The 19,193-nt window shown below is 61.1% G+C and carries 17 protein-coding genes, 1 tRNA gene and 1 pseudogene; 14 read left to right on the forward strand and 5 right to left on the reverse strand.

All coding sequences use genetic code 11. The features are described from left to right. Window positions 1–5 precede the first annotated feature (5 nt). From infB to pnp, 7 genes are all read left to right on the forward strand, one after another. The gene (gene infB, locus E0473_RS12530; protein WP_137681227.1) at window positions 6–2,597 is read left to right on the forward strand and encodes a translation initiation factor IF-2; all 2,592 of its coding nucleotides are present in this window, start codon (window positions 6–8) and stop codon (window positions 2,595–2,597) included. Between the two features lie 39 nt (window positions 2,598–2,636). Then, window positions 2,637–3,041 carry a 30S ribosome-binding factor RbfA gene (gene rbfA / locus E0473_RS12535; RefSeq protein WP_137681228.1) on the forward strand — a complete coding sequence of 135 codons (405 nt, stop codon included), beginning with the start codon at window positions 2,637–2,639 and terminating at the stop codon, window positions 3,039–3,041. After that, a complete protein-coding gene (locus E0473_RS12540) occupies window positions 3,038–3,619 on the forward strand; it encodes a GNAT family N-acetyltransferase (protein ID WP_241657496.1) in 582 nt (193 codons plus the stop codon). Before rbfA ends, E0473_RS12540 begins: the two co-directional genes overlap by 4 nt. A 19-nt stretch (window positions 3,620–3,638) precedes the next feature. Further along, window positions 3,639–4,355: a site-2 protease family protein gene (locus E0473_RS12545; protein ID WP_137681229.1), complete on the forward strand. Its 717-nt coding sequence runs from the start codon at window positions 3,639–3,641 to the stop codon at window positions 4,353–4,355. Next, window positions 4,352–5,347: a tRNA pseudouridine(55) synthase TruB gene (gene truB / locus E0473_RS12550; RefSeq protein WP_137681230.1), complete on the forward strand. Its 996-nt coding sequence runs from the start codon at window positions 4,352–4,354 to the stop codon at window positions 5,345–5,347. Before E0473_RS12545 ends, truB begins: the two co-directional genes overlap by 4 nt. A gap of 18 nt (window positions 5,348–5,365) precedes the next feature. Further along, window positions 5,366–5,635: a 30S ribosomal protein S15 gene (rpsO, locus tag E0473_RS12555; RefSeq protein ID WP_137681231.1), complete on the forward strand. Its 270-nt coding sequence runs from the start codon at window positions 5,366–5,368 to the stop codon at window positions 5,633–5,635. A 198-nt stretch (window positions 5,636–5,833) separates the two neighbouring features. Then, entirely contained in the window at window positions 5,834–8,110 is a 2,277-nt protein-coding gene (gene pnp / locus E0473_RS12560; protein WP_137681232.1) for a polyribonucleotide nucleotidyltransferase, read from the forward strand. Window positions 8,111–8,225: 115 nt separating this feature from the next. Here pnp and E0473_RS12565 read toward each other — a convergent pair whose 3' ends face one another. Continuing rightward, entirely contained in the window at window positions 8,226–9,530 is a 1,305-nt protein-coding gene (locus E0473_RS12565) for a sensor domain-containing diguanylate cyclase (RefSeq protein ID WP_137681233.1), read from the reverse strand. Window positions 9,531–9,749: 219 nt separating this feature from the next. Further along, window positions 9,750–10,262: a DUF1993 domain-containing protein gene (locus E0473_RS12570; protein WP_137681234.1), complete on the reverse strand. Its 513-nt coding sequence runs from the start codon at window positions 10,260–10,262 to the stop codon at window positions 9,750–9,752. Between the two features lie 121 nt (window positions 10,263–10,383). Here E0473_RS12570 and E0473_RS12575 point away from each other — a divergent pair, with 121 nt between their 5' ends. Beyond that, window positions 10,384–11,721 (forward strand): MFS transporter, encoded by a 1,338-nt coding sequence (locus tag E0473_RS12575; protein WP_137681235.1) that lies wholly within the window; start codon window positions 10,384–10,386, stop codon window positions 11,719–11,721. 131 nt (window positions 11,722–11,852) lie between these two features. Next, entirely contained in the window at window positions 11,853–12,632 is a 780-nt protein-coding gene (locus E0473_RS12580; protein WP_161981590.1) for a helix-turn-helix transcriptional regulator, read from the forward strand. A 308-nt stretch (window positions 12,633–12,940) separates the two neighbouring features. Here E0473_RS12580 and E0473_RS12585 read toward each other — a convergent pair whose 3' ends face one another. After that, entirely contained in the window at window positions 12,941–13,636 is a 696-nt protein-coding gene (locus E0473_RS12585) for a GcrA family cell cycle regulator (protein ID WP_137681237.1), read from the reverse strand. Window positions 13,637–13,733: 97 nt separating this feature from the next. On the opposite strand from E0473_RS12585, the gene E0473_RS12590 reads away from it, so the two are divergent. Next, entirely contained in the window at window positions 13,734–14,618 is an 885-nt protein-coding gene (locus tag E0473_RS12590) for an ABC transporter permease (protein WP_137681238.1), read from the forward strand. A 33-nt stretch (window positions 14,619–14,651) separates the two neighbouring features. On the opposite strand, the gene hspQ is transcribed toward E0473_RS12590, so the two are convergent. Then, window positions 14,652–15,032, reverse strand: a complete 381-nt coding sequence (hspQ, locus tag E0473_RS12595) for a heat shock protein HspQ (protein ID WP_137681239.1) — start codon at window positions 15,030–15,032, stop codon at window positions 14,652–14,654. A gap of 159 nt (window positions 15,033–15,191) precedes the next feature. On the opposite strand from hspQ, the gene E0473_RS12600 reads away from it, so the two are divergent. Then, window positions 15,192–15,281 (forward strand) — tRNA-Ser (locus E0473_RS12600). Between the two features lie 339 nt (window positions 15,282–15,620). After that, a pseudogene (locus E0473_RS15825) lies at window positions 15,621–16,207 on the forward strand (IS6 family transposase). Window positions 16,208–16,426: 219 nt separating this feature from the next. Here E0473_RS15825 and E0473_RS12610 read toward each other — a convergent pair. Further along, the gene (locus E0473_RS12610; protein WP_137681240.1) at window positions 16,427–17,197 is read right to left on the reverse strand and encodes a 2-keto-4-pentenoate hydratase; all 771 of its coding nucleotides are present in this window, start codon (window positions 17,195–17,197) and stop codon (window positions 16,427–16,429) included. Between the two features lie 190 nt (window positions 17,198–17,387). Here E0473_RS12610 and E0473_RS12615 point away from each other — a divergent pair, with 190 nt between their 5' ends. Both E0473_RS12615 and E0473_RS12620 read left to right on the forward strand, forming a co-directional pair. Next, complete coding sequence (locus E0473_RS12615) at window positions 17,388–18,404, forward strand: LacI family DNA-binding transcriptional regulator (RefSeq protein WP_137681241.1); 1,017 nt, start codon at window positions 17,388–17,390, stop codon at window positions 18,402–18,404. Window positions 18,405–18,524: 120 nt separating this feature from the next. Continuing rightward, the gene (locus tag E0473_RS12620; protein WP_137681242.1) at window positions 18,525–19,157 is read left to right on the forward strand and encodes an RpiB/LacA/LacB family sugar-phosphate isomerase; all 633 of its coding nucleotides are present in this window, start codon (window positions 18,525–18,527) and stop codon (window positions 19,155–19,157) included. Window positions 19,158–19,193: the final 36 nt, after the last annotated feature.

Consider the following 19,193-nt stretch of genomic DNA (forward strand, 5'->3'; position numbering starts at 1 on the left):
GGCTTATGAGCGATAACGAAGACACACCGAAGCGCGAACGCAAGCCCCTTGGGCTGAAGCGCTCGGTCGAAGCGGGCGAGGTCAAACAGACCTTCAGCCACGGGCGCACCAACAAGGTGGTGGTCGAGGTAAAGCAGCGCCGTAAGCTCGTGAAGCCCGGCGAAGCGGCACCGCCGCCGCCGCCTCCGCCTCCCCCTCCGCCGCCGGCGGCCCCTAAGGCTGCGCCCGCGCCCAAGCCTGCGCCGCGCCGTCCGGCTGCGCCAGCTGGCGAAACGCCGCAGGAACGCGTCGCCCGCCTTCAGCGCGAGGCCGAGGAAGACCGGCTGCGTCAGGCGGAGGAAGCGCGCAAGCGCGAGGAAGAGGAGGCGCGTCAGGCCGCAGAGGACGAAAAGCGCCGCGCTGAAGAAAAGCGCAAGGCTGAGGAAGAAACCGCCAAACAGCGCGCCGCTGACGAAGCTGCCGCGAAGGAAGCGGCTGCCAACGCGCCTGCCGAACCTGAGGCAGAACCCGAAGCAGAGACCGCTGCCTCAACGAGCGATGCTCCGGTTACGCCGAGCCCGCGCCGGTTTACCCCGGTCAAGCGGCCCGAGATCAAGAAGCCCGAGAAGGTCGAGCGCAAGGGGGCGGACAAGCCCAAGCGTGGCGGTGCCCCTGCGGCTCCTGCCGACCGTGGCAGCAACAACGCCGGTGGCGGCAGCGCTGCGGACAAGCGTCGTTCGGGCAAGCTCACCGTTAACAAGGCGCTGAACGAGGACGAGGGTCGCCGCGCGCGCAGCCTCGCCGCGCTCAAGCGTGCGCGTGAGAAGGAACGTCGTATGCACGGCGGCGGCTCGTCCGCCCCGCGTGAGAAGCAGGTGCGCGATGTTATCGTGCCCGAGGCGATCACAGTGCAGGAACTTGCCAACCGCATGGCCGAGAAGGGCGCCGACCTCGTGAAGGCGCTGTTCAACATGGGCATGATGGTGACGGTCAACCAGACCATCGACGCCGACACTGCCGAGCTGCTGGTGGAGGAATTCGGCCACCGTATCGAGCGTGTGTCGGAAAGCGATGTCGATATCGATACCTCGACCGACACCGATCCGGAAGAGACGCTCAAGCCGCGTCCGCCGGTAGTGACGATCATGGGCCACGTCGATCACGGCAAAACCAGCCTGCTCGACGCCCTGCGCGGCACCGACGTGGTGAAGGGCGAAGCCGGCGGCATCACCCAGCACATCGGCGCCTATCAGATCACCACAAAGGGTAAGGATAAGGTCACCTTCCTCGATACGCCGGGCCACGCCGCCTTCACCGAGATGCGCGCGCGTGGTGCCAATGTCACCGATATCGTGGTGCTGGTGGTTTCGGGCGACGATGCGATCATGCCGCAGACGATCGAGGCGATCAGCCATACCAAGGCTGCTGGCGTGCCGATGATCGTGGCGATCACCAAGGCGGACAAGCCCGAGTACAACGCCCAGAAGATCCGCGAGCGCCTGCTCGAACACGAGGTGATCGTGGAGGCGATGTCGGGCGATGTGCAGGACGTGGAAGTTTCGGCCAAGACCGGTGCCGGTCTCGACGATCTGATCGACAAGATCCTGTTGCAGGCCGAACTGCTCGAACTCAAAGCCCGCCCCGACCGCATGGCCGAGGCGACCGTGGTCGAAGCCCAGCTCGACAAGGGCCGTGGCCCGGTGGCGACCGTGCTGGTCAACCGCGGCACGCTCAAGCGTGGCGACACCTTCGTGGTCGGCACCGAAAGCGGGCGCGTGCGTGCGCTGGTTGACGACAAGGGCAAGCAGATCAAGGAAGCTGGCCCCGGTATGCCGGTCGAGGTGCTTGGCCTCGGCGGTGTTCCCTCGGCGGGCGACATGATGACCGTGGTCGAAAACGAGCAGCGGGCGCGCGAAGTGGCGCAGTATCGCAAGGAAAAGGAAACCGAAAAGCGCACGGCCCTCGCGCCCACCAGCTTCGACACGATGTTCAACAAGAGCGACGTGATCGAATGGCCGGTGGTGGTGAAGGCCGACGTGCAAGGCTCGGTCGAAGCGATCGTCAACGCGCTGCACAACATCTCGAACGATCTCATCAAGGTCCGCGTGCTGCACGCCGGTGTGGGTGCGATCACCGAGAGCGACGTGTCGCTGGCCGTGGCCTCGAAGGCGCCGATCGTGGGCTTCAACGTCCGCCCGAATGCCAAGGCCCGCGAGCTGGTGAAGCGTGATGGGGCACGGATGATGTATCACGATGTGATCTATCACCTCACCGAAGAGGTCGCGAAGGAACTGGCCGGCGAGCTGGGCCCCGAGAAGATCGAGCACGTGGTGGGCCGCGCCGAGGTCAAGCAGGTGTTCCCGGCGGGCAAGAAGGACAAGGCGGCCGGTCTGCTGGTCATCGACGGTGTCATCAAGAAGGGCCTGTTCGCCCGTCTTACCCGCGACGATGTTATCGTCTCGGCCACCGTCATCCAGTCGCTTCGCCGGTTCAAGGACGATGTCGACGAGGTCCGCACGGGTCTCGAATGCGGTGTCGTGCTGGCCGACACCAACGACATCAAGCCGGGCGACAATCTCGAAGTGTTCGAGATTGAAGAGCGCGAGCGCGTGTTGTGATCGGATACCCCTCCCGTTCGCGGGAGGGGGCATTTCGCTATGGCAAAACACTCGAACCCCGATGATCCCTCGGTCCGCCTGCTGAAGGTGGGTGAGCGCGTGCGCCACATCCTCAGTGAGCTGCTCGCACGCGGGGAGGCGCACGACGAGGTGCTCAGCGCGCACAATATCGCCGTGACGGAAGTTCGTATGTCGCCGGATCTGAGGCAGGCTAAGGTCTACGTAAAACCCTTGCTCGGCGAGGATGAGAAGACCGTGGTCAAGGCCTTGCAGGTCAACACTGCGTTCTTCCAGCGCGAGGTGGCGCAGCGGCTCGGCCTGAAGTTTGCGCCCAAGCTGCGCTTCCAGGCCGATGAGACTTTCGACGAGGCAAGCCGGATCGACCAGCTGCTCGACGATCCGCGTGTGCGCCGCGATCTTGACGAGGAAGATGGCGACGAATGAGCGTCGATCTCGCGCTTCTGGGCCAGCCCATGCTGGATCACGAATGGGAGCGCGGTCTGGTCGATCTCTTGCCTTTGGCCGAAGCGCACCGCGAGGCCATGCGCGCGATTTGTCTGCCCGACGATCCGGTCTGGCCGATCTATCCGGCTGATCTATCGGGGGCCGGATTCGATCCCTATTTCGATATCTTGCTCGCCGATCCTGCCCGCCGTGCCTTTGCGATAGTGCGAGATGGTTTGTTTGCGGGCACGACCAGCTTCTTGAACATCGCGCCCGGGCGGCAGACCTTGGAGCTGGGCGGCACCTTCATGGCGCAGTCCGAACGCGGCAGCGGCCTCAATTCGCGGATGAAGCCGCTGATGCTGGCACGCGCTTTTGCCGCCGGGTTCCGCCGGGTGGAGTTCCGCATCGACCAGCGCAACGAACGCTCGCTGGCGGCGGTGCGCAAGCTGGGTGCGGTGCGCGAAGGCGTGCTGCGGGCCGAGCGGATTACCTGGACCGGCCATGTGCGCGATACCGTGATGCTGTCAATCCTCGCCGAGGAATGGGCAGAGCGGCACTTTTCTTCCGCCTCCTGAGCCCCCATGTGAGCGGCCCATGAGCGAAACCATCCTGCTAGCCCTGCTGCTGATTCCATGCCTTGTCGTGGCCATCGTCTTTCACGAGGTTGCGCACGGCTATGTCGCGCTGTTGCTGGGCGATCCCACCGCGCAGGAGCAGCGGCGGCTGAGCCTCAACCCGCTGCGTCATGTCGATCCGGTGGGTACGTTGGTTGTGCCGGGGTTGCTGGCGTTGACGGGCGGGCCGATCTTCGGCTGGGCCAAGCCGGTGCCTGTTCTCAAGCAGAGGCTCGACAATCCGCGCTACGGGATGATGGCCGTCGCCGCCGCCGGGCCGGGCACGAACTTCGTTCTCGCGCTGGTGGGGGCGGTGGTGCTTGGCCTGTCGTTGTCGCTGGGAATGACGCTCGGCTATTCCGATGGCGGAACCCCGATCATCGTCAGTGCGGATGGGAGTTTGAGCCTCCTCGCCACGTTTGGTTTCTTCATGGTGCTGGTGAATGTGTTCCTTGCTGTGTTCAACCTGCTGCCGATCCCGCCGTTCGATGGTTCACACATTGTGGAGGGGCTGCTGCCACCACGCGCCGCCCGCGCTTATGAGCGGCTGAGGCCGTTCGGAATGCTGCTGTTCGTAGGGCTGATCGCGCTCACCTGGCTGGCGCCGGGGCTGAACCTGCTCGGAAACACCATAGGCTTGCCGGTGGCATGGGCTGTCGACCAGTACCTCGCTCTGGCGGACTTGATCGCCCGATGAGCTTGCATGGCTGGATTATCCTCGACAAGCCCGTGGGGCTTGGCTCGACGCAGGCCGTGGCGGCGGTAAAGCGCAACCTGCGTGAGGCGGGCTTCAACATGAAGCTGAAGGGCGGGCTCAAGGTTGGCCATGGCGGAACGCTCGATCCGCTGGCCGAAGGTGTGCTTCCCATCGCGCTGGGCGAGGCGACCAAGCTGGCCGGGCGGATGCTCGACAGCGACAAGGCCTATGCCTTCACGATACAGTTCGGCGCCATGACCGACACGCTCGACGCCGAAGGCGAAGTGATCGAGACCAGCGATCACCGCCCGCCACGCGCGGCGGTGGCGGCGATCTGCGAGCACTTCACGGGACCGATAGAACAGGTTCCGCCCAAGTATTCCGCGCTCAAGATCGATGGCAAGCGCGCTTACGACCTCGCGCGGGCGGGCGAGGAGGTCGAGATGAAGACCCGCTCGGTGATCATCCATTCGCTCCGGCTAGCCATGGGCGAGGCGGACGAGGGCGCAGAGGTGGCGCCCTCAGCCTTTGCCACCTCGGCAGGCCGACCGGACCCTTACGATCCGCAGGCACCGCTCGAACTGGCGGACAGCGTCACGCTCGTCGCGCACGTCTCCAAGGGGACATACATCCGAAGCCTGGCACGGGACATCGCTCATGCCCTTGGCACCTGCGGCCACGTCACCTATCTGCGCCGTATCAAGGCCGGTCCGTTCACCGAGTCCCAAGCGATTTCGCTGGACAAATTGAACACAATCGGTAAGGGCGCGCCTCTTGAAGACATAATCCTGCCGCTTGAGGCGGGGCTGGACGGTATCCCGGCCCTGATCCTCGATCCCGAGAGTGCGCAGGCGGTCCGTCAGGGCCGGGTCATTTCGGGATTGCCCCATTCCGACGGGCTTTACTTCGCGAAACTGGCCGACGAGCCGGTAGCGCTTATGGAGCTTTCGGAAGGTTCGGCCAAGGTCGTGAGGGGGTTCAACTGTAGCTGATACCGCGGAGTAGAATGAATGTCGGTCACCGCCGAAAAGAAGCAGGAAATCATTTCTGACAACGCCGTCGCCTCGGGCGACACCGGCAGCCCCGAAGTGCAGGTCGCGATCCTCACCGAGCGTATCCGCAACCTTACCGAACACTTCAAGGAGCACCACAAGGACAACCACTCGCGTCGCGGCCTGCTCAAGATGGTCAACAAGCGTCGCAGCCTGCTGGCCTATCTCAAGAAGAAGGACCTGCAGCGCTACAACAACCTGATCCAGAAGCTGGGTCTGCGTAAGTAAGAGTTTCTCGAAGGGCGGCTCAAAAGGCCGCCCTTCGCACATTTGCCGGTCACAAATCTCCGGCAATGGAAAGCGGCCATCCCTTGCAATCCGGCAAGGGGGCCAGGGGCGTGAAATAGCCCCACACCGGACCGGGACGGTATCCCCGGCAGGAAACCCCGCCAAGCAATCTGGCTGGCGGGTATGATTGGATAATCCATGTTCGACACCAAAACCGTATCGATTGAGTGGGGCGGAAAGACCCTCACCCTCGAAACCGGCCGCATCGCCCGTCAGGCTGACGGCGCAGTGCTGGCCACCTATGGCGAAACCGTGGTGCTTTGCGCCGTGACCGCCGCCAAGTCCGTGAAGGAAGGGCAGGATTTCTTCCCGCTCACCGTTCACTATCAGGAAAAGTTCTCCTCGGCTGGCCGCATCCCCGGTGGCTTCTTCAAGCGCGAACGCGGCGCCACCGAGAAGGAAACCCTCACCAGCCGCCTGATCGACCGTCCGATCCGCCCGCTGTTCCCCGAAGGGTTCTACAACGAAATCAACGTGATCTGCCAGGTTCTCTCCTACGATGGTGAGACCGAGGCCGACGTGCTGGCGATGATCGCGGCTTCGGCTGCGCTGACCATCTCGGGCGTTCCCTTCATGGGCCCGATCTCGGGCTGCCGCGTTGGCATGATCGACGGCGAATATGTGCTCAACCCGAAGCAGGACACCGCGCTTGCCGATGGCACGCTCGACCTCGTCGTGGCCGGTACGCACGATGCCGTGATGATGGTGGAATCGGAAGCCAAGGAGCTGACCGAGGAAGACATGCTCGGCGCTGTGATGTTCGCGCACGAAGCCAACCAGCAGGTGGTGAAGCTGATCGTCGAGCTGGCCGAGCAGGCCGCCAAGGAGCCGTGGCAGATCGACCAGTCGGACGACAAGTCGGCGATGAAGGAAGAGCTGCGCGGTCTCGTCGGTAACGACATTGCCGCTGCCTACAAGCTGACCGACAAGTCGGCCCGCGCTAATGCCCTCAACGAGGCGCGCGCAAAGGCCAAGGCGCACTATGCTGAGGCCGATGGCCAGACGCAGATGACCGCTGGCAAGCAGGTCAAGAAGCTGGAAGCCGAGATCGTTCGCGGTGCCATCCTCAAGGACGGACAGCGTATCGACGGCCGCAAGCTCGATCAGGTCCGCCCGATCGAGAGCATGGTCGGTTTCCTGCCGCGCACGCATGGTTCGGCGCTGTTTACGCGCGGTGAGACGCAGGCGATCTGCACCACCACGCTGGGCACCAAGGATGCCGAGCAGATGATCGACGGGCTCGACGGCCTAACTTATTCGAACTTCATGCTGCACTACAACTTCCCGCCCTATTCGGTTGGCGAAGTTGGCCGTTTCGGTGCTCCGGGCCGTCGCGAGATCGGCCATGGCAAGCTCGCCTGGCGTGCGCTGCACCCCGTGCTGCCAAGCAAGGACGACTTCCCCTACACGATCCGCATCCTGTCGGATATCACCGAGTCGAACGGCTCGTCGTCGATGGCCACGATCTGCGGCGGCTGTCTGTCGATGATGGACGCGGGCGTTCCGATCGAGCGTCCGGTGTCGGGCATCGCCATGGGCCTGATCCTCGAAGGTGACGAATTCGCCGTGCTGTCCGACATCCTGGGTGATGAAGATCACCTCGGCGACATGGACTTCAAGGTGGCCGGCACCGAGGCTGGCATCACCACCATGCAGATGGACATCAAGGTCGCCGGCATCACGCAGGAGATCATGGGCAAGGCGCTGGAGCAGGCCAAGGCCGGCCGTGCGCACATCCTGGGCGAAATGCAGAAGGCGCTGGGCACCGCCCGCACCGAGCTTTCGGCCCACGCTCCGCGCATCGAGACGATGCAGATCGACAAGTCGAAGATCCGCGAAGTGATCGGCACCGGCGGCAAGGTGATCCGCGAGATCGTCGCCGAGACCGGCGCCAAGGTCGACATCGACGACGAAGGTCTGATCAAGATCTCGTCGAGCGACGTGGCCCAGATCGAAGCTGCCAAGAAGTGGATTCAGGGCATCGTCGAGGAAGCGGAAGTCGGCAAGATCTACGACGGCAAGGTCGTCAACATCGTCGACTTCGGTGCCTTCGTGAACTTCATGGGCGGCAAGGACGGACTCGTCCACGTGTCCGAAATGAAGAACGAGCGCGTCGAGAAGCCGACCGACGTCGTGTCCGAAGGGCAGGAAGTTAAGGTCAAAGTGCTTGAGATCGACCAGCGCGGGAAGGTCCGCCTGTCGATGCGCGTCGTCGATCAGGAAACCGGCGAAGAGCTGGAAGACACCCGCCCGCCGCGCGAGCCGCGCGGTGATAAGCCGCGGGGCGATCGTCGTGGTCCGCGCGGTGGCGGCGGTGGCCGTGGTGGCGACCGTGGTCCGCGTCGCGATCGTGACGGCGGCGGCAACGGTGGCGGTGGTGAAGACCACATGCCCGCCTTCCTCAAGGACGACTGAGCCTAAGCAAGCTTAGAACCCAACCAGCAGGGGCCGCGCGGTGCGAACCGCGCGGCCCCTTTGCGTTTGGGGCAAGCGCCGCGTTGCCGGTTCGCCGCGAAGGCTGGCGTGTTGATTATTTCTTCGGGATTGCCCGCAGCGGAGCAGCTGTCGCAGGAGGGGCGCTATGCCGCAGATTCGCCGCCTTGACGCAGTTGCGCCCGGCCTCCTTGGCGACATACAGCGCCGCGTCCGCCATCGGCACCAGGTCTTGCATTGAGTTTGAGGTGTCAGGTACGCAGGCCACGCCGAATGATGCTGTAACAGGTGTGCCGTGCGGTTCGGACAGGCTCTCGATCCGACCGCGCAAGACCTCTGCCTTGGCCATGGCATCTTCGAGATCGCAACCGGGCATGATCACCATGAGTTCTTCGCCGCCATAGCGCGAGACGATATCTGAAGGCCGGACCGAGGCGGTCAGTTGTGCCGCGACATCGCGCAGCACGGCATCGCCTTTGCCATGCCCATGCGAGTCGTTAATCTTCTTGAAGTGGTCGAGATCAATCATGATCACCGAGGTGGCGTTGCCATTGCGTTCGGCCATCTGGAGATGACGTTCGAGCGCATCTTCCATGTAGCGGCGGTTATAAAGTCCCGTTAGCGGATCGCGTAGCGACTGGGTGCGCAGCTTCTCCTGCAAGGAAATGTTAGCGAGTGCGAGGCTCATTGAATCGGCCAGTGCCTGAGCGATGCGCGCGATATCGCGTAACCGTGCAGCGCCGTCCTTGTCATCTGACGCGAGCATGAGGAGGCCATGGACCTTGCCTCGAGCGATCATCGGCACCTCGATCGTCGCCTTGATGCCGCCGTTGTGCTTGCAGCAAAGGCTTTCCGAATGCGGATCGTTTATTTGCACCTTTCCGCGCTTTAAGGCCCAGCAATTTGATGGCACGAGCGACCTGACGGGATCGGAGAAGCCGTCGTCCGGCCACATGGTATCCAGTTCCAGCTTATCCTGTGAATTGTTGAAGATGTAGAGCGCGCCCCGCAGATCAGGGAGTAGCCGGGATGCGGTAGCCACAAGCACCTCGCCCGCATCTTCCCGGCTGAGCGCGCTTTGCAGCATATCGGTCATGCCGAAGAGCTGTTCGATCTGCGCTCGCTGCTCTTCGACTTTGGCTGTGATATCCTCAAGGTCCGCGATGCGCTTCTGACTGATACCGCCGAGCACGATCGACGTGATAGCCTGCACCACCATCGCGAACAGGCTGATCACGGCCGCGTAATACAGATAGTCTCCACCTGCGATCAGCGCCGCAAGCAGGAAAGCGCCCGCAGTGGCATGGATAGCGCCCGCAACGACAGGCGAACCCCGCAGGAGCGCGCGAAGCCACTTTGGCAAGGCGCTTTCCGCCCGGATAACGATGCTTTGGCGAATCATTATATAGCTGACTTTAAACAAGTTTCTAATTGAGCCAATATGGTCAGCTCACAGTTATGCGAATCTGAGATGATTTACGTATGCCGAGGTTAGAGATCGCATTTTGTTAGCTTGAGCGTCGATAACCGGCGCACAGCCAAAGACGCCCGTCCATGAACACGAGAGCTGTTTACAACTTTGATTAACGCCGTTTGCGAAAAATTCGGCGCCTGCTGGGATCTATCCCTCCAACGTGCGCATTGCGCCCAAAAAGTCCATCTTTCCCAACGGAACGCCCGCTGCGCGAAGGATGCCGTAGGCGGTGGTAGCATGAAAGAAGAAATTTGGCTGACTGAAGCTGAGTAGGAAACCGGTCGGGCTGAAGGGGACCTTGTACTGCTGGAATTCGAACCGCATCGCGCCGTCGGTGAGGCTATCCAGTTCTTCCGGATCGAGCTTGCGAAGGAATTCTTCTGCTTCGGACAGCTTGGCGTGCAGCCCCTCATAGCTTGCGGGAGGATCGGCCATGTCAGGCCCGAATACCCCTGCGCGCAGGCCTTCGATCGCCCCCTTCGAATGGTGCGCCATGCTTTTGATCTGATAGGAAAAGGGGAGCATGTCCTCGATCAGACAGCCGCTTGCCAAGGCTTCCTCGTTCAGCCCGTGCGCCTCGGCTTTTTCTATCCAGCCATGCCCCGCAGCCAACACCTGAAGCATGGTCGGAACGACCGCATCATGAAGCGAAATTGGCATGGAGAACCCTCTCTTTTTGGAACAATTGTTATCCTGAAGCGAATGTCCGTGACATTTACGAGAGGCTGGGCATGATTGCGATTACAAATAACAGAAAACACGCGATGGAGTAGGAGCCACAATGGCAAGAAGCTTTACCGAGGCACTCGATGCGCAGCCGGTTCGGCCATTCCAATGGATGATCGCCGGGGTCTGCATGTTGGTGCTGGTCTGCGACGGGATCGACCTGCAGTTGCTGGGTATCGTGGCGCCGCTGGTGATCGAGAGTTTTGGCACCGATCCCAGTACTTTCGGCATTGCAGCGGGCGCGGCGCTGGTGGGGTTCGGCCTGGGCTCCTTTGCAGGGGGCGTGCTGGGCGATGCTATCGGCCGGCGCTGGACGCTGGCGATTGCCGCGCTGGTCTTCTCGCTATCGACGGTGGGGGCTGCCAGTTCTGGCGATGTCACCCAGATGGCGCTCTGGCGGCTGGCAGGCGGGCTTGGCTTCGGCGGGGCCTACGCCAATGCTCTGGCGCTGGCGGGCGAGTGGCTGCCCGAGCGCTGGCGCGGCGTAACGGTCAGCACGCTATCGGTCGGCACCCCGATTGGCGGGACGATTGTCGGCCTGATCGGTCCGGGCATGGCAGCAACCTATGGCTGGGACGGCACCTTCCTGCGCATCGGCCTTGCGACCACGCTGCTGGTGGTGGTGATCGTGGTGGCCCTTCGCGATAGCCCGGCTTTCCTGCTTGCTCTCGGCAAGCGCGAGCAGGCGCAGAAGAATGCGCGCTTCGTGCTGGATACCGATGAGGAACTGGCGCCCGAACGGCATGAGGCCGATGGTGTGGAAGGGCAACGCACCAGCGTGTTCGACAAGCGCAACCTGCGCCTGAACATCGGGATCGGGGTTGCCTTTACTGCGGCGGCGATGGTGGCCTACTCAATACTGACCTGGACGACCACGATGCTGACCGCGCGCGGTTTCACGCTGGCCGATGCAGGCGGTGCGGTGGCTCTGGCAGGTATCACCTCGATGGTTGGCTCGGTTTTGGTCGGCCTTGCCATGCGGCGCTTCGGCTCGCACCGGGTGTTGTTGACGATCAGTATCGTGCTGACTTGTGTGCTGGTGGCGCTGGCGATCCAGGTTGAGGCTTTGCCCGCAACCCCAAACGCGCTGGAGCAACAGGTCGTGACCTGGCTGGTTGGCGCTGCCGGCGGCTTCTTCAGCGCCGCGATTGCAGGCATGTATGTGCTGATGACCTTCGGCTATCCCCAGAGCTGCCGTTCCTCCGGCATAGGCTTCGGCATTTTCATGAGCCGGATCGGTGCAATTGGAGGAAGCGCATTGGGAGGAGCCTTGCTGGAGCTTGGCGGCGCGAGCACGTGGCCATTTTTTGCTATACTCGTGGTCTGTGCAATTGTGATTTCCGGAGCCTCTCTGGTCATCGACCGGCACGTCCCGCCCTTGGTAAGAGAGTAAGCAAATATTGTCGCGAGGTTGATTTTTGTAATAGATAGTGGTATCTTGGAAACATTAATTTCTATTTATATTGCTTGCCTCTTGTCTAAGATTTCAATCTTGCGCAACTGTTCCATTCATAAAGGATGCCCATGGCCCGTCTCGACGATGCCCATTCCCATGCACTCGAGGCGATCGTTGCGGCTGAAGATGTCTTGGCCATCAATGCGACGCTAAGCGATGCCTTGGCGTTGGAAGGGATATCGGCGTGCTACTTTGTCACGCCGCTCACAATCGATGCGCGGGTAGGGCGGCTGTTCACGTCGCTGGACAATTCACCGATATGGGAACGCCACTATCGCAAGTATCTCCATCGAATTGATCCTTTGCCGACCTTTTCGCTTTCAGTGGCTGGTTCTTTCTTCTGGCCTGATGCGCTGCAGCGGACAGAACTCGACCATCATGGGCAGCGGTATCTGGAGATCGCTCGCAGATATGGGCTAGGTAGGGGAATCGGCGTTGCTTGTTATGGGCCGCAGGGGCGCAACGGCTTTCTCGGTACGGCCTGGCCGCATAAGGCAAAACCTCACGTAAAAGTGCTGCAGTGGGTCAACAACGTCGCGCAGACGGCCTGGCAACACTGTTGCCAGTTGGTCCGCATGGTAGAGACGACGCCGGTCTTGTCTAACCGCGAACTCGAGGTGCTCAGCTGGATGTGCGAGGGTAAGAGCAATTCGGTGATCGCGCAGATTTTGAATATCTCGCGATCGAGCGTCGACATGTATGTGCGGCGTTTGTTCGCCAAGCTGGAGGTCACCGATCGCACGGCTGCCTGCGTCCGCGGCTATACCCTCGGGCTGGTGGCCGGACGCGACCTGCACCAACTTGTCGAGCGCAGGCGCGCCAATCCGATAATGCCATTGCCAAGCTGAATTTTACGACACTTTGGCTGTCACGCAGTTGCGTGACATGTGCGCAGCTGACCTCAAGGTTAAGAAGGCAGAAGGCATCGGCTGGCTGTTCGGGTCGCAAATCGAATGGCGGATGCTGTCCTGGTCCGACCTCACCATTGGACTTGGAGTGCCTGGCATGCGCTCTCGCAGTGCATGAAGGCCATTTCTACGATTGGCCTCCGACAGCACCCCCGTCGGAGGTCAATTGACTTCCCTCTTCACCACATTGAAAACGCCGGGAAACGACTTGCTCCCCGGCGTTCAAAATTTGTGTGGTAGGTGCGAGTTTAGCGGACGCGCGGCCCGCCAAACGGCAGCGGAGGCGGGGGACGGCGTGCGCCGCGCGGCAACTGTGCCTGATAGGCCCGTCCGCAGTGCTCCACGCAATAGGGGAAACCCGGGTTCACCTTTTCGCCGCAGAAATGGAAGTCGGGCTCTCCAGGATGGCCCATAGGCCAGCGGCACACCCGGTCGCTGAGATCGAGCAGGCTCGTCTTGTCGGCGATTTCGGGGCTGGGCTTGGCAGGCACGAGGCGACGCGGAGGGGCAGGCGGAATAGGCGCTTGCTGATCGCCGGGCCCCTGCCGCAGAAAGCCACCGGGGCCGTAGGACACGATCTTGGGCAAGTCTTCCTGCCGATCGGGCATCGGCTGGCTCTGGCTTGCGTTTGCGGGTGCTGCCGGAGCATCCTGCTCGCGCGGAGCGGGCTCGCGTGCTGGAGCGGCGGGCGCCGGGGCGGGACGCGGCTTGCTCTTGGGAGCGGCGGCTTCGGCTGCGGGCTTGCTTGCCGGAGCCTTCTTCTTCGCTTCCTTCTTGTCGTTCGCCTTCACCGGGCTGGGCCGCGCCTTCAGGCCGAGCCGATGCGCCTTGCCGATCACGGCATTGCGCGAGACGTCGCCCAGTTCCTCGGCGATCTGGCTGGCGGTGGCTCCGCCTTCCCACATCTTGGTCAGTTGCGCGATCCGTTCGTCGGTCCAGCTCATCGAATACCTTCGTTCATTGCCATTTGCGGGAAAAGGGTTTGCCGCCCAATCCGCCGGTGATCTTGCCAGCCCGCCTGCTGACGGATAATCGCAGCTCATGCCCCAGACCGAAACCGCATCCGCGAACAGCAACGCCGCGCTTACCGGCACCATTGCCGAGACGAGATTCCCGCCAAAGGGGGAGCCACAGATCACCGGTTTCAACCGGGTCGGGCTGTGGAGTCTCTATATTAAGGAGATCAGGCGATTTCTCAAGGTGCAGACGCAAACTGTCTGGGCACCCGCGATCACCACACTGCTGTTCCTCATAATTTTCACGGTCGCACTGGGGCGCGGGGGGCGCGAAGTGCTCGGCGTCTCGTTCGGAACCTTCGTGGCACCAGGCCTGATCATGATGGGAATGATGCAGAACGCGTTTGCCAATGCCAGCTTTTCGCTGCTCTCGGGCAAGCTGCAGGGCACGATCATCGATTTGCTGATGCCGCCCCTCTCATGGGGCGAGCTCATGCTCGGCATCGTCGCGGCTGCGATGACGCGCGCGGTGATGGTGGGGGCGACGGTGGCCCTCGCCATGTGGCTCTATCCCGGTGTGGAGGTTGGCGCGGCGCACGTTTGGGCGATTGTGTGGTTCGGCCTTAATGGTGCAGCGCTGCTCTCGATCGTCGGGCTGCTGGCGAGCCTGTGGGCGGAAAAGTTCGACCATAACGCGGCGGTTACCAATTTTGTGGTTGCGCCCCTGTCGCTGCTGTCGGGCACATTTTATGTGATCGACAACCTCTCGCCTGCCTTCGAGGCGATCAGCCGGGTGAACCCGTTTTTCTACCTGATCTCGGGCTTTCGCTATGGCTTCCTTGGCGAAAGCGACATTGGCAACACTGACCATGCTGTAATGGGCGCGGCGCTGGGCGTCTTTGCGCTCAACATCGTGCTCGGCTTCCTCACCTACCGGGTGCTGGCCAGCGGGTGGAAGATCAAGAGCTGAGGGCGCGGCAGCCTTGCTGCCTGCCGAGGATAATCAGTGGGTAAGGCTGGCGCGCAGACGATAGCGCCCGGCAGCGAACTGTTCGAACAGCTGGTCAACGCCCGGATGGTCGACCGGGCCGCCATCGGTGTCAATCAGCAGGTTCTGCTGGCTGACATAGGCTACGTAGCTGCTATCTTCGCTATCGGCGAGAAGGTGATAGTAGGGCTGGTCGCGGCTCGGGCGCAGATCGAGCGGGATCTGCTCGTACCATTCGTCAGAATTGGCGAACACCGGATCGATATCGAAGATGACCCCGCGAAAATCATGGCTCTTGTGTCTCACGACATCACCAATGGCGAAGCGTGCGCGAGCATGACGAGGGGCCTGGATGCGCTTTCCGGCTTGAGCCGAATAGAACTCTGTGTGTTCCATATGTCAGGAATATAGGCGGTTTGCGCCTGCGAACAAGCCGTGGAAAGCGATAATCACCGGTGGTTGTGTTCGATGGGTCTTGGCAAGGCGCATTTCATGGGCTAACGGGCGCGCTTCCTACAGCGACCGGGGCCGTGAAGGCCTCTCACCTGACCGTGCGGAGAGGTGGCAGAGTGGTCGAATGCGCTGCACTCGAAATGCAGTATACGGGCAACCGTATCGAGGGTTCGAATCCCTCCCTCTCCGCCAGTTACCTTCCTAAAGACTTGAAAAGTGTTAGAAATTTGGCGGCATTTTAGGTCGGCCCATGCTTCAGCCCATTCGAAGGCGGTCCTTTGCGGGTTCACAAATCCCGTTTTAATTTTGCTTGGGATTATCGTTGCTTGCCTCACGAAACCGCCGAGCCATCTCAAACAGGCTTTCAAAATGGCGCTTGAACCGCCCGTTTTCCCGATAGAATTGCTCGGCCCGGTCGCACGCTCACATGATTGTCGGCTGACGGCGCCGCAACTTCTGCGCTATCTGACAATACGGTGCTGTCAGAGCAAATGCACCTGCTGGTGACGTTTGACGGGGCAGAGCGGTAAGGTGCCGCGCAAAAAGCAACCTGCCAGCCCGCTCCGGTATTTCAATTCATCGCCAGAGGTGATCCGATTGGTGGTGATGATGTACGTCCGCTTTCCATTGAGCCTAAGGAACGTCGAAGGACCTTCTGGCGAAGCGCGGGATCGACATCTGTCACGAGACCGTGCGGTATTTGTGGAACAGGTTCGGCCCGCTGTTCGCTGCCGACGTCAGAAGGTAGCGGGTGAGCCGGATGAGAGGCTTCCGCCAGTGGAAGTGGCAACTCGACTAAGTCTACGTGAAGATCAATGGCGAGATGCATTACCTCTGCCACGCGGTCGACCAGGAGGGTGAGATTCTTGAGAGCTATGTCACGAAGATACGGCATAATAAAGGCCGCCTTGGATGAGCTTGGCGACCAAGAGAAGCAGGGGGTGGGTCGCTGGGCCAACAATCGGGTTGAAAACAGCCACCGCTCGTCTCGAAGACGAGAACGCGCGACGCTGCGGTTCTGGCAGATGAAGAGCTTGCAGAAATTCGGCTCTGTCCATGCTAACGTCCACAACCACTTCAATCTCTACCGCCACCTTACCGATCGCCAGACCTGCTAAGCAAAACACTCGGCCGCCCTGGCCGAGTAGCAGAACCACAGCACGCGGGGAGCGCGACAGTTCCGCCACCTGGAGACAAGTTGTGATTAGACTGAAGAATCGCCAAAAATCACGCTGATTTATATCTATTTTTCGACATTCCTGCCTATTGACGCTTCCCGCGTTTTTGCAGCGGCAGAAACCGAGATAACCTTTGAGTAAATTCCGATGGCCCGGAAGCTACGAGGCAATTGTTAGAGAGACCTCGCCAAGGCCCTCGAAAATGGCAGTGACAGGTTGGCCGGGCGCAACCTCGTGCACGCCCGTGATTGCGCCGCTTGATATCCACCATCCCGGCTGCACAGCGATGCCGCGCTCGGCAAGGTTGGCCAGCAGAAACCGAACCGCGCCAAATGGGCCGTCGAGCATCGTGGCCGTGCTCGCGGTGCCGACAGTGACTCCTTCAATCTGCGTTTGGACTTGGATCTCGTCCAGGCGGTTCCACTCCGCCGGATCAACTGGCTTCCCCAGAACAATGGCCGCATTGTTGCCGTGGTCGGAAATCGTCACGCAGGGGCCATCGGCATTGATGCCGGCATAGGGCGATGAGGCCAGTTCGATGCCAATGCGGATCTGGCTAACCCATTTCATGGCCTCGGCATTGGTTTTCGGCAAGGAACCGACCTGCGGATTCAGTTGCAGCATGAACTCCGCTTCGGCTGCGGCAAACCCGCCATGGAAGATCGGCAAACAGGGAATGGTGCCATCGGACCGATGGACAGTGTCAGCGAAGACCGGACCGGCCAGCCTGTTCGCGCCAAGCCGGTCGCTGTCGGGCGGATTGATCTTTCCAACTTTCCAGCCGCCTATTTCTCGGTCCCAGATTGCCAGGGCTTCGTCCTGAATAGCATAGGCGGTTTTCAGGTCAGCAGGCCGCGATCCGGGGTACTGCTGGATTGACCGCCCCGTACGCCGAGCATCGACAAATGTTGCAGCAATCAACTGAATCATAAGCTGTCCTGATGATATCGCATGGCCCTTCGGCGCTGCTTTGACAAAAGAGGTAACCGGTGTCAAAGATAAAGTATACTGCTCGACATGGCGCAAGCTGTGAGCAATTCGCTTTCGGATGAGGTCTTGTGCTTGCAATTCGCCTTGCCTTGGCTGACGCAGCTTGTGCGTATGGATAAGGCGGGGAAGTGTGAGTAAGACTCCGACGATCAACGACGTCGCGCGGACTGCCGGTGTCTCTAAGAAGACCGTGAGCCGGGTGATTAACCGGTCGCCTTTGCTTAAGGAGGGGACGCGCGAGAAGGTCGAAGCGGTGATAGCCGAGCTTGGCTACGTGCCTAACCCGCAAGCGCGGGCGCTTGCCTTGCGGCGCAACTTTCTCGTTGGTTTGTTGTACGACAATCCCAACGCGCAAACCGTGCTGAACTTTCAGGAAGGCGTTCTCGATGCCATCCGCGATACCGAGTTTGCGCTGGTGGTTCGGCCAGTCGATCGGCATTCTCCCACCGTTCTCGACGACATTCGTGATTTCCTTGAAAAGCAGCGCTTATTCGGGGTCATGATCCTGCCTCCGATTTCGGAGCGTGACGAGATCGCCGAGATCTGCCGCGAGCTGAAGTGTGAGTATGTTCGCATGGGCTCAGCCGAATTGGACAGTCCGGACCACATGGTCGAATCGAACGACAAGGAAGCTGTCTTGCGAGCGATTGATCACTTGGTTTTACAAGGACACCGACGGATTGGGTTCATTACCGGACCAGATGGCTTCCGCTCCGCGCGGGAACGCTATGAAGGCTTCCTCGATGCCATGGCGAACAATGGCCTTGATTGTAACGGCGAGCTGATTGCCAAGGGTGAATACACGTTCGAGTCAGGCAAGCGGGCGGCTGCCGAACTGTTGCGGGCAAAGGTGCGCCCGACGGCAATATTCGCCAGCAATGACGAGATGGCAGCGGGTGCCTTGCATGTGGCAGAGGAACTCGACCTGCATGTGCCGCGCGATCTTTCGCTGTTCGGTTTCGACGATTCGCCCACCGCGGCGCATGTCTGGCCACCGCTGACAACGGTGCGTTGGCCAATCAGGGCGATGGCGAAGGCAGCGGCGCTCAAGCTGATCAACCCTCCCGGCATGGAACCGCAGCCGCACCGGTTTCTCTCGGATCTGGTGCTGCGTTCTTCCGTGGCGCCGCCCCGCGATGAAAAGTGAAGTGCAAGGTTGAATGTGCGCCCCAAAACGGTCTATTACCCTTTATGACACCGGTTTCCCAAATGCCACGGTATGACGGCAGGCAAACCGGCCGCCGTGACCAGACAGGAGAGTGACATCATGAAAATTGCCCTGATCATAGAGAACAGCCAGGCTACAAAAAGCACCATCATCCACGACGCGCTGACTTCGGTCGCCGAACCGCTGGGGCATCAGGTCTTTCATTATGGTATGTATTCGGCGGAGGACGATGCCTCGCTTACCTATGTGATGAACGGGCTCATGGCTGGCATCCTGCTTAATTCAGGCGCAGCCGATTTCGTGGTGACCGGGTGCGGCACCGGTATGGGCTCGATGCTTGCCTGCAATAGCATGCCGGGCGTATTCTGCGGCTTGGTGATCGATCCGACCGACGCCTTCCTGTTCAGCCAGATCAACGCTGGCAACGCCATGTCCATGCCCTATGCCAAGGGCTTTGGATGGGCGGCCGAACTCAACCTGCAGGATTGCTATCGCAAGCTGTTCGAGACTGAGCCTGGCCTTGGCTATCCCAAAGAGCGCGCCGCTGTCATGAAGACCAATCGCGGCATTTTGGCAGACCTGAAGGCCGCCAGTTGCCGCGATATGATCGAGGTCCTGAAGGGTGTGGACCAGGACGTGCTCAGGGCGACGATCGCCGGCGAGCGTTTCGCAGAGCATTTTTACGCCAACTCGCAGGACGAAGAAATCAGCGCCTATCTGCGCAGTCTCTAGCCCGACGGCTTGCCTCGGCTGCAAGCGGGGCTCAAT

Origin of the sequence: Aurantiacibacter suaedae, from assembly GCF_005434915.1 — a bacterium.
In the GTDB taxonomy this organism is placed as follows: domain Bacteria; phylum Pseudomonadota; class Alphaproteobacteria; order Sphingomonadales; family Sphingomonadaceae; genus Alteraurantiacibacter; species Alteraurantiacibacter suaedae.